The 11,576-nt window shown below is 41.9% G+C and carries 9 protein-coding genes and 3 tRNA genes; 7 read left to right on the top strand and 5 right to left on the bottom strand.

Translation table 11 applies throughout. The features are described 5' to 3' along the window. Positions 1-14: 14 nt before the first annotated feature. From H5202_RS12615 to H5202_RS12585, 7 genes are all read left to right on the top strand, one after another. The gene (locus tag H5202_RS12615; protein WP_443019406.1) at positions 15-128 is read left to right on the top strand and encodes a YjbQ family protein; all 114 of its coding nucleotides are present in this window, start codon (positions 15-17) and stop codon (positions 126-128) included. A 247-nt stretch (positions 129-375) separates the two neighbouring features. After that, positions 376-1,020, top strand: a complete 645-nt coding sequence (gene uvrY / locus H5202_RS12610) for a UvrY/SirA/GacA family response regulator transcription factor (RefSeq protein ID WP_011638098.1) — start codon at positions 376-378, stop codon at positions 1,018-1,020. 44 nt (positions 1,021-1,064) lie between these two features. Beyond that, on the top strand, positions 1,065-2,897 hold the full coding sequence (uvrC, locus tag H5202_RS12605; RefSeq protein ID WP_182772380.1) for an excinuclease ABC subunit UvrC: 1,833 nt from the start codon (positions 1,065-1,067) through the stop codon (positions 2,895-2,897). A gap of 44 nt (positions 2,898-2,941) precedes the next feature. After that, on the top strand, positions 2,942-3,490 hold the full coding sequence (gene pgsA / locus H5202_RS12600) for a CDP-diacylglycerol--glycerol-3-phosphate 3-phosphatidyltransferase (protein WP_182772379.1): 549 nt from the start codon (positions 2,942-2,944) through the stop codon (positions 3,488-3,490). A 239-nt stretch (positions 3,491-3,729) separates the two neighbouring features. Further along, positions 3,730-3,805: transfer RNA gene (locus H5202_RS12595), tRNA-Gly, on the top strand. A 41-nt stretch (positions 3,806-3,846) separates the two neighbouring features. Then, positions 3,847-3,920 (top strand) — tRNA-Cys (locus H5202_RS12590). 49 nt (positions 3,921-3,969) lie between these two features. Further along, positions 3,970-4,055 (top strand) — tRNA-Leu (locus tag H5202_RS12585). A gap of 264 nt (positions 4,056-4,319) precedes the next feature. Here H5202_RS12585 and panP read toward each other — a convergent pair. The 5 genes from panP to H5202_RS12560 form a co-directional block, all read right to left on the bottom strand. Beyond that, positions 4,320-5,960 (bottom strand): pyridoxal-dependent aspartate 1-decarboxylase PanP, encoded by a 1,641-nt coding sequence (gene panP, locus H5202_RS12580; protein ID WP_182772378.1) that lies wholly within the window; start codon positions 5,958-5,960, stop codon positions 4,320-4,322. Positions 5,961-6,190: 230 nt separating this feature from the next. Then, on the bottom strand, positions 6,191-7,360 hold the full coding sequence (locus H5202_RS12575) for a glycerate kinase (protein ID WP_182772377.1): 1,170 nt from the start codon (positions 7,358-7,360) through the stop codon (positions 6,191-6,193). Between the two features lie 20 nt (positions 7,361-7,380). Beyond that, the gene (locus H5202_RS12570) at positions 7,381-8,739 is read right to left on the bottom strand and encodes a GntP family permease (protein WP_182772376.1); all 1,359 of its coding nucleotides are present in this window, start codon (positions 8,737-8,739) and stop codon (positions 7,381-7,383) included. A 132-nt stretch (positions 8,740-8,871) separates the two neighbouring features. Continuing rightward, on the bottom strand, positions 8,872-10,029 hold the full coding sequence (locus H5202_RS12565) for a sugar diacid recognition domain-containing protein (protein ID WP_182772375.1): 1,158 nt from the start codon (positions 10,027-10,029) through the stop codon (positions 8,872-8,874). A gap of 371 nt (positions 10,030-10,400) precedes the next feature. Beyond that, a partial coding sequence (locus tag H5202_RS12560) for an MtrB/PioB family decaheme-associated outer membrane protein (protein ID WP_182772374.1) occupies positions 10,401-11,576 on the bottom strand: 1,176 nt, incomplete at its 5' end.

The following is an 11,576-nucleotide window of genomic DNA, read 5'->3' as shown; positions in this document are numbered from 1 at the left end:
GTTCTAGTCAGTCTATACCGATTACCAATGGGCATTTGAACTTGGGTATTTGGCAAGGTTTATATTTATGTGAACATCGCGATTATGCATCGGCTCGTACCATTATTATCACCTTGCAGGGTGAATGATTTAAAAAGGTTAAATTGCAATAATAAGGCAACAAAACTGGCTGTTTTATATCCATCTTCACGTTAATAACTGACTTTGCTTGTGTCAGTAAATGTAAAGATGCTAAATTCAAACAGATAAGTGAGATGTGTAAAATATGCAATGTAACCAGTATTTTTTCGATAAGATTTTACATACAAATTTTCATATATAAAAAACGGCCCTAAAATTCAAAAATGAATTACGCATAATAATAGGTGGGTTTACTTGATATCTGTATATTTGGTTGACGACCATGAACTCGTTAGAACGGGTATTCGTCGCATATTGGAAGATGAACGCGGTATTAAAGTCATCGGTGAAGCGCCCGATGGAGAAACAGCTGTACAGTGGTCGCGACAGAACGAAGCTGATGTCATTTTAATGGACATGAATATGCCTGGTATGGGTGGGTTAGAAGCCACCCGTAAGATTTTGCGCTATCAGCCAGACGCTAAAATTATTGTGTTAACCGTGCAAACTGAAGACCCTTTTCCGACTAAAGTAATGCAAGCAGGTGCTTCTGGTTACTTAACTAAAGGCTCTACATCACCAGAAGTATTACGTGCAATTACTCAAGTGGCTCGTGGTCAACGTTATTTGTCGCCAGAAATTGCGCAGCAAATGGCGCTCAGTCAATTTAACCACTCTGACGAGAATCCATTTAGTAGTTTGTCTGAACGTGAATTGCAAATCATGATGATGATTACCAATGGTGAAAAGGTTAATGATATTTCTGAAAAATTAAATTTAAGCCCTAAAACAGTCAATAGTTATCGTTATCGACTATTTGCCAAACTAGGGATCGGCGGTGACGTTGAGTTGACCCGTTTAGCTATCCGTTACAAAATGCTCGATACAGGTTCATTCTAGTCAGGAATAATGTATTCCTCGCAACGCATTAAGTAGCTTCAATCATGCCAAGTGGTTTTAACGCCAAATCTTTTTTAAAAAATGTCACCTCAGCACCTGGTGTTTATCGAATGTACGATAAACACCAACAGGTTATTTATGTTGGTAAAGCCAAAGATCTCAAAAAACGCTTAAGCTCGTATTTTAGAGTCAACATTCCTAATGTTAAAACTCAGGCGCTGGTTTCGCATATCGATAATATTGATGTGACCGTTACTCACAGCGAAACTGACGCGCTATTGCTTGAAAATGACTACATCAAGCAGTACATGCCCAAATATAACGTGCTACTGCGTGATGATAAATCTTATCCGTATATTCTATTGAGCGGCCATAAGCACCCTCGACTTGCTTATCATCGTGGTCCAAAACGTGAAAAAGGCCATTATTTTGGTCCGTATCCAAATGGTGGTGCGGTTCGTGAGAGTTTGCATTTAATGCAAAAGCTGTTTCCAATCCGTCAATGCGATGACTTATATTATAAATCCAGATCTCGGCCTTGTTTACAGTATCAATTAGATCGTTGCAGTGCGCCGTGTGTAGGGATTGTTAGTGATGAGGAATACAGTGAACAGGTCAAATTAGCCGGTTTATTTTTACGCGGAAAAGACAAACAAGTCATATCGCAGCTGGTGGCCAAAATGGAGACTGCTGCAATTGATATGGAATACGAGCGTGCGGCACAGTATCGTGACCAAATTACCGCATTAAGGCGCGTAGCAGAGCAGCAGGAAGTGTCAAATCATAAAGGTGATATGGATGTCATTGGCGTCGATTACGCCTCTGGTATTGCCTGTTTTCATTTATTGTTTATTCGCGATGGTAAAATTTTCGGTAGTCGTAGCTATTATCCGTCCGTTCCAGCTGAAACTGAAATTGAAGAGGTGCTGTCATCATTTTTGGGCCAATTTTACCTTAATGCCGATATTCAGCGCACTATTCCAAAAGAAGTCATTCTCAGCCATCACTTTGACGGCATAAAAGAATTAGAAGCGTCGATAGAACACGCATTAGATAAAAAGTTTGAATTAAAAACGCAAGTAAGAGGCGACAGAGCTAACTTTTTACGACTTGCTATAACCAATGCCACTAATGCAGTCGCTACCAGATTGTCGCACAAGAATACTGTAGAACAACGCTTTCAATTACTTGAAGAAGCTCTTGAGCTTAATGAACCAATTAAGCGGATGGAATGTTTTGATATTAGCCACACCATGGGTGAAAGTACTGTGGCATCGTGTGTGGTGTTCAATCGAGAAGGACCACATAAAGCCGATTACCGCCGTTACAATATTACCGGTATTACTGGTGGTGATGATTATGCCGCGATGGAACAAGCAATAAGCCGGCGATTTGATAAAATCGATAACAACGGTAAAGTACCCGATTTAGTCTTCATTGATGGTGGTATTGGCCAGTTAAGAGTGGCGCAAACAATTGTCGATGAAAAGTGTGTCAATATTGATAATCCGCCATTGCTTATTTGCGTGACCAAAGGCGAGGGCCGAAAAGCAGGGCTCGAAACCTTTATTGTTGGTGGCAGTGAGCAAACGTTCGATATTGCCAGTGACTCGCCTGCATTTCATTTAATGTTGCACATTCGCGATGAGTCACATCGCTTTGCGATTACCGGACATCGTAACAAACGCCAGAAAACGCGTAATACATCTACCTTAGAATCTATCGCTGGTGTGGGCCCTAAAAGACGTAAAGCTTTGTTGCAACATTTAGGCGGAATTCAAGAAGTGAAGGGCGCTAGCGTGGCTGAATTGACAAAAGTACCCGGAATTAGCTTAGAAATGGCACAAACAATTCATGATGCATTGCGAGGGGGCTAAAATTAAGGCAAGATTGGCGCTGCTTCTGACAAATTGGTCTTTTTATGCCGTTTAACTTACCTATTGCACTGACATTATTCCGTATTGCTTTGTTACCCGTATTTATAGCGGTATTCTATTTACCATATCCATGGGCACCATTTGTTTCGGCATTTATTTTTTGGTTGGCCGCCTTGACCGATTGGTTAGACGGTTATGCTGCGCGTAAACTTGGTCAACTAACCCGATTTGGCGCTTTTTTAGATCCAGTTGCAGATAAAGTCATGGTGTCGACAGCATTAGTGCTGTTGGTTCAACAAAATGACAATGTGTACTTAACCTTAGCGGCGTTATTTATGATTGGTCGCGAAATTGTTATTTCAGCCTTGCGTGAATGGATGGCAGAAATAGGCAAACGTGGCGTAGTTGCCGTGTCTTGGATTGGTAAATATAAAACGGCCACGCAAATGATCGCAATTATTGGATTGATTTGGAAACCCACACCTTGGTTAACAGATGTTGCTTACGGCTTGTTTTATATTGCTACAGCGCTGACGTTCTGGTCGATGATGAGTTACATTTCAGCAGCTTGGAAAGATTTAACGGCAGAATAGCGTAATAATAGTTCAATAAGATTATTTAGTGCGCAAACAGTCAAAATTGCGTAAATCAATAATTGACACACGAGGTTAATTCGGTAGAATGCCTCCCCGTAGACAAGTGATGAGTCAACAACAAGCCTTAGGGTTTTATGTTAACTAACACGATTTACACGCGACATTAGCTCAGTTGGATAGGTTGAAGTATGAAACCTTTCTTTTTGATATAATAAAGCATTAAAATGATTGAATACGCGACATTAGCTCAGTTGGTAGAGCGATACCTTGCCAAGGTATAGGTCATCGGTTCGAACCCGATATGTCGCTCCAATTTCTTATCTTATCCGATGGATTTGAATTTGGTTAAAGATGGCGCGATGGCAGAATGGCTATGCTACGGATTGCAAATCCGTCTATCTCGGTTCGACTCCGGGTCGCGCCTCCACAAAATTGCGTTTAATGGTTACTTTAAGTAACGGTTAAAACAACACTTTGCCCGAGTGGTGGAATCGGTAGACACAAGGGATTTAAAATCCCTCGCTGAATAAGCGTGCCGGTTCAAGTCCGGCCTCGGGTACCATTATTTACATACGTAAGTATGGTGTAAAAAAGCCTCAACATTAGTTGGGGCTTTTTTACATCTGAAATTTAATGGTAAAGAATAAAAATGAAATCCCTCACGCTGTTGTTGAACATCAGACGTGGCATTTTTGTGGATATGGCCGTAGGCCATGAGTACAAAAGTACAAAGAAAACACCTGGCTCCCGGCTTAAAAACACTGCCGGGATGACGAGAAGGTAGCTAACAAGCTATAAACATCGAAGTTATTGATGAGTCTGTGCTCTACAACGCCAACAACTGGGGTAAATACTCACTGTCTAATGCGGCAATGTCGACTTGCTCTGTGAGTACATCATGCAATATTTGATGACTGGTTAACGGGTTGGCGAGTACCACGCGAAATACAGTCGTTTGTTGGCGTAAGTATTTTGCTGGCTTAATGCGAGTGCGTGACACAAACGATTTGCCTTGTTCGCGTTGATGCTTTTGAATAAATTGCGTCAGTCCATCAAGTAGTTCATTGATTGATGCAACTAAAACGCTATCTTGGTTGGCTAGAGCTTTAGTAAGTATGGCTTGCACCGATTTTGGTACATAACGATAGGTCAGCAAACATAACTCAGGCTCAGTGACTAACTCAAAATCAGGGTGTTGGTCGATGATTGAGGCAAAGTAACGGGCTTTTTCTAGGCTGTTATTAATGAGGATTTCATAGCCATCACGGCCAATAATTTGAAGACAAGCATGCACGAGCATTGCCATTCCAGGTCGCGAACCTTCCAGCGTTTGACTGCCTAGGTCTTTTGAACCTACCCGGAGAATATATTCAGCATGATGCACTATGGCTTGCGCCAGTTCTGGGTCTTTAAATAGCACCATACCGGCGCCCATTGGAACATACATTTGCTTATGGGCATCGATAGTGACGGAGTCAGCTAACTCAATGCCTTTTAGTAAATGGCTATATTTTTTGGACAATAAACTTGCGCCGCCCCATGCCGCATCGACATGAAAATGGCAATTTAACTCGCTGGCTAACGCTGCTAGTTCAGTTAAGGGATCCACATTGCCTGTTTCAGTTGTACCGGCGATACCGACAATGGCCATGACTTTAATATTTTGTTGTGCCAGCTTTTCTGCTGCATCACGCATGGCTGCAACATCGACTTTATGATGCTCATCTGTTGGGATGCTAATGATGTTATCTCGGCCAATACCCAATAAGTCGGCAGTTTTGCCCAAAGAGTAATGACCGCGATCTGACACTAAAATAGCAAGGTCATCATAACCATAAAAGCGCAATGCTTTCGTCATTCCTTCGCGGGTGACGCCTTTAAACTCGCCGCAAGGTTGTAGCAGCCGATTTCGGGCAATCCACAGTGCGGTGATATTAGCAACGGTGCCGCCTGAGCAAAATGCCCCAAGTGAATGGTTAGCACTGTGCATCCATTGGTGATAGAAATCATCAGATTGTTGATACACCAAATGATGCATCATGCCTAACACTTGGCGCTCTAATGGGGTAAAGGCTTTCGATGTTTCAATTTTGACTAAATTTTGATTTAGACCCACCATCATTTTTGACAGTGGCAACACAAAATAAGGCAAGGCCGAAGTCATGTGTCCAATAAAGCTGGGTGCTGAAGTATGGACTGAATGAGCGACTAGGTTTTGCATGATTTCGTCGGCATAATCAGAAACGAACTTGGGATCTGTCGGGATCTGATAGGCACTAAAGTCGGTTTCTATTTCTGACAGTGGTTTTTCTAGTGCGGCAATGCTGTTGCCTAAAAAACCCGCGAGGTCTTGAGACAGCTTTTGCTCAATAATGCTTAACGTCGAGGTTGAATCTTCAGGGGCGGTAAAAATTCGCAGTAAACTGTCTTCTGAAGCGTTTGCTTGACGGGTGATTTTCGAGGTCATTTTGCTTGCCGTAATGATGAAAACTCCATCCTGTTAGCATTGACGTGTGCTTTGCGATTAACGCTGCACCTTCAGGATGAAATGAGGGTGCTAACTTTACTGTATGGCTGGTTTCGCTTCAAGTATTTATCGTGTTATTACTGCGGATTAGCTGCGTTAATTTAGAATACGAATGATGTTGATATGAATAATCAAGCACAAATGCGGTAAGACATTTGTGCTTGATTAGATTACTTGCTTGTAAATGAAAGTGACATTATTGCTGCAATATTTCGCGCAGTATTGGTTAGATTAATCTGAGCTTCAGACAATACTTGCTCTAAGGGCTGCAACGCAGGAATGATAGGAAAAATAGCATGCATGCCTTCTGTTAAAATGGCATCTGCATTTGCACCAAGACACCCTGAAATACCGATAACCGGAATATTAAGTTGTTTGGCAACATTCAATACTCCCATAGGGGTTTTACCAAACACGGTTTGACCGTCTATTCGACCTTCACCGGTAATAACCAGATCAGCATTGAGACAATGTTGTGCCAGCTTAACGCTTTTAGTGACAATATCGACACCAGGTTTTAAGGTTGCATTTAACATTGTCATTACGCCAAACCCCATACCGCCAGCAGCACCAGCACCAGGATGCAATTGACAGTGTCCATCAATTGGCTGGTTAAGGTGTTGGTTAATGATATGAGCAAAATGCCCTAAAGCGAGATCAAGTAGCTCAACCATCTCAGTAGTCGCACCTTTTTGTGGGCCAAAAATAGCACTGGCGCCTCGAGGCCCACATAACGGGTTATCGACATCGCAAGCCACTTCAATCACGCACTCCTTGATGGCCGGATGGCATGATTGCATATCGATGTAATGTAATGCGGCGAGGGCTGCACCGCCAAAAGGTAATGGAGTGTTGGCTATATCACTTAATTTTACGCCTAAGGCTTGCATCATGCCTGCGCCTGCATCGTTAGTAGCACTGCCACCGAGGCCTAAAATGATGTGTCTTATTCCTCGGTTCAAAGCATCTGCAATTAACTCACCCGTTCCAAAACTGGTGGTTAATAATGGATTACGATGAGTAGATGGCACCAGATGTAAACCTGATGCCGCAGCCATCTCGATGATTGCCGTTTGGTTTCCATCCTCATCAAGTTGGCCTAGTACGCCATAAAATGCATTAACGGGTAAGCCTAAAGGCCCAGTGACAGTGAGATTAATAATCTGTCCTTGGGTGGCATCGACCATAGCTTGTACAGTGCCTTCTCCGCCGTCGGCCATTGGCACTTTACAATACTGGGCGTCTGGGAATACTTGTCTAAATCCATCTTCGATGGCATTAGCCACTTCCAGTGCGCTTAGGCTTTCTTTAAATGAATCTGGTGCAATAACGATTTTCATATAAGACTCTGATTAATAATTTACAGTAAAAATAAACTCAGTAGATAAACGGTAATCATCGCCGTGACTCCCTGGATTAAGGTGGCCATTGTTTGGGCTCGATACGCTTGTTTAACGCTCATGCGGCTAAATTGAGTCACCACCCAGAAGAAGCTATCGTTTGCGTGTGAGACGGTCATAGCACCTGCGCCAATCGCCATTACGGTTAATACGCGGCCCATTTCTGAGGCTAAACCGATATCGCCTAATAATGGTGCCACTAACGCTGAGGTAGCCACTAATGCAACGGTAGATGAACCTTGTGCAGATTTGAGTGCCGCCGCCACGATAAACGGCATAAAAATACCCACACCTAAAGCGGATAAACTGCTCCCAAGAAACGCACCAATCTCAGTGGCTTTTAATACCGCACCAAATGCGCCGCCAGCACCAGTGATCAATAAAATCGGTGCCGATACCACTAAACCTTGGCTGATACGGTCGCTAAATTCTTTGATTTTTTGATTGCTTTTTAACAGCAATAACGACAGAAATAGGCCAATCATTAAAGCGTTAACAGGTTGGCCTAAGAACACTAATAAATCGAATAAGCCTTGTTCACCAAGTGGTTTTGAAGGGAAGTTAGCCACCGAGCCTAAGCAGATTAAAATGATAGGTACAAAAATAGGCGCAAATGCTTTGGTAGGGCTAGGTAATTCGCCATAGGTTTTCTTTAGATCATCAAAATCTTCTTGCTGCAGATTCAGTTCTTCGGCGCCTTCGCCGTCTGGTTGCTCATTGGCAAAACGATTGGCCCACAACATACCGGCAAATGCGGCAATGGCAGCAACAAACACACCAACAGCAATCACAAGCCCAAGCTGTGACTCAAGGCCAAGATTACCCGCCGCAGCAATAGGACCTGGGGTTGGCGGCACAAAGGTATGAGTTGCGTATAACCCCGTTGCTAGGGCGACGCTCATGGCAACTTGAGACACTTTCATCCGGTTTGCCATTGACTGTTTTAATGAATTTAAAATCACAAAACCTGAATCGCAAAAAACAGGGATCGACACTAAGTAACCAATCATTGACATAGTTAACGTTGGGAATCGTTGGCCAAACAGTTTTATGACCACATCTGCCATGGTAATGGCTGCACCACTTTTTTCGAGAATGGTGCCAATAATCGTACCGAGCACAATGACTAAGCCGATGTAACCTAAAATACCACCGAAACCGCCAGTAATGGTTTTGGCAATTTCATTGCTGGGTAAACCATAGGCAAATGCGGTGAGAAATGACGCTAAAATGAGGGTTAAAAAAGGGTGGAGTTTAAATTTAGAGGTGGCGATGACGATAAAGGCTATTACGCCGAGTAAGATCAATATTAGTCCCATAGAGTACTCGTTATTTATTATTGTAGGGGTGGTTTAGTATTCATTATAGTAAACCATTACCCATAAATTACTCTGTGCGCTTGCATCAATAAATGAGAGATTGAATGCTATTTTTGTGCAAGTGCACAATTTCTAGGTGTTGGGTTGATGAATTAACTGGCCTAAATACAAACTCAGTAATCCATTAAAACTGTGCAAGTCAATGTTGGTAATCGTTTGAATTTTGTCTAATCGATAACGCAGTGTGTTTCTATGGATAAACAGACTGTTAGCACAGGCTTGAATGTCTCCCATGTGTTCTAGATACGCGGCAAGTGTTTTTTGCAATTGTTGATTATTGTCGACTTCAATGAGTTTCAGGTACGGCGCCGCAAGTGCATTACCTCGCCAGTGGTGACGTAACCCTGATAACAGCACTTGTAAGCTGTAGTCTTGGTATAAATATTTGGTTTTTGCAGGATGTAATTTCTTGCCGATATCTAACGTTTCTTTAGCAGTTCGATAGGAGTAACTAATGCCTAATTCACCACTGAAATAATGCCCCAATGAGATATGCAGGCTTAGTTGCATATTGGCGGGTAAGCGTTTGAGCAGTTTGTTGATGCGTTGATTTTCAAGCTCTGGGTCAAATTGCTTACCATCTAAAAAAGCCGGTTTTAAAATCACTAATTGAGTGAGTGATGTCATCGCAATTAAGTTATCGCGTACAGGATTTTGTAATAAATACAGGACTTGTTTTAATGCTTGATTGTCTTGTTGATATAATGGGTCATTACTATCGAGTTCAATAATGGCGGCCACTCGCGGCACGCTTAAATCGATACCCAATTGCAATGCCCATTGTTGTAAAGAAGGTAAGTCTTGTTCATTGGCATGAATGAGTTGCGAAATAAATTCCTCTTTCTGACGATTTTGCCACTGTAATTGCTCTTGCAAATTAGCTTGCTCGACAATCATCTCGGCCGTCATTTTAAGCAGTTCACCGTAGTGACTTAATGTGTCTGGCTCGCCAGTGATACCGATAACGCCAACAATTTTGCCATGATAATGCAACGGTAAATTAAGCCCCGGTTTAACGCCATGTAAGTTTGAAGCAATAGCTTGGCTTATTTCAACGTTGCGATTTTGGCTGATAGCTAATAGTGCCCCCTCATGCACAGTGCCAATCCGATCGATATCGCCTGAACCTAATATCACTGCTTGAGCATTCATAACATTGATATTATGACCAATAATTTTCATGGTTCGGTCAACAATTTTGGCGGCAATTAGCGTATCAATTTGAAACATGAATTTCTCTGGACAATAAATATTGGTATTGAATGATACCTGATGTTGGCTAAGTATTGGGAGGAGGTTGTTGCTTAAATGCATTGGAGATTTAAAAAACAAGGGAGAGTCTAGAACAAGTAATATTGGAGTAAAGATGAACAGTATAAAATGGGGGGCAACATCCATTTGCCCAAACTTCAATCACAAACAATTCACCTTGTTAATATAATGTTAAATATAGTCTGATTGCAAGTTTTTTATACAATAGGTTGTTAGTGGTCGTTTTTGTGTTCAAATATTGTTACATCAAATGATATAAAAACGCCAACCTATATAAGGTTGGCGTTATCTTTGATGTGAACGACTCCGTTATATAACGGTTATTTCACTTACAGACTATAGCTTACGTTGAGCATGATCATGTGTGCGGTGTAATCATGCTGTAAATTACCTAAACTCATGACATTCCAAATGGTATCAGGCGCGATATCATTGGCGTCATCATTATCGAGGTATTTTTCCATTTTGTAGTCTATACGAAAGGCCATTTTTTCGGTGGCTTGATATTGTGCATACACATTGATGTTAAGTACTTTGGCAAAATAGTCTCCGTAATCACCACTAATACCCTGTCTTACTTGGGTCGTACTGTCTGAGTCTGAGTAGGTATAATCTAAGCCTAAGCGCAAACGACTGTCCATTAAATTGTTGTAACTTAAGCCTGCGCCAACAACATCGACAGTGTCTTCAATATCGGCTTGCCAGGTAGCAATATTTAAATTGGCACTGCCAGATTGAGCTGATTTTATGATTTGATGATTATAAAATGTATTAACATTCACATCGTCATTAATCATGTAGCTCAGATTAATATCGTAGTTTGTATCTTTTGATTCAGTTAAGCCTATTTGTGTTTCTGTATAGTCATCAAGTGCATAGCGAACCCCAAAATCGACGTTCAAGTTTTCAATAGGGCTATGATTAAAGCGTGCCTCTATTTGAGTGCGGTCACGGTCAGCCAAATAGTATCGACGTAGTAACGGATTTTGCTCAGCTGATGACGATTCTGATGCTTTGTATTCTGAACCATCTCTCTTGCTCAAACTGCCCTTAAGCCACATATCCCACATGTCAAAACTAGTGACGCGTAAACGTGCCCAAACGTTATTATCGTCAGTGGTTTCTCTACCTTGATTACTGCGTTCATCTCGTTTGAAATCATAACCCGCATCGAGTTTTAAACCATGGTTGATGCGATAGTCAGTTGATAATTTAGCGTTATGAGTAGTGAGATCGTATGGATTGTTATACCGCACTTGGCCGGTAACATCGTTAATGCTAATTTGAGTCCATTGTTCGATTTGGGTGTTGTTTTCTCTGTCGTTATAATCATAACTGCCAGTGAGACGCCATGCTCGGTTGAGTTTGGTGACCGCTTTAAGTGTCATGCCGGTGATATCAACTTTTGCATCTATAGAGTCTGTCGGTAATGAATAACCATAACCTATGCTAGTTAATTGCTGATCTTGGGTCATTTGGCCCAAGAGTAAACGACCACTTAAGCT

The organism is Shewanella sp. SG41-4 (genome assembly GCF_014164505.1).
Taxonomy (GTDB): domain Bacteria; phylum Pseudomonadota; class Gammaproteobacteria; order Enterobacterales; family Shewanellaceae; genus Shewanella.
Note: the sequence above shows the minus strand (reverse complement) of the source record. Positions and strands in the feature narration are given on the sequence as shown.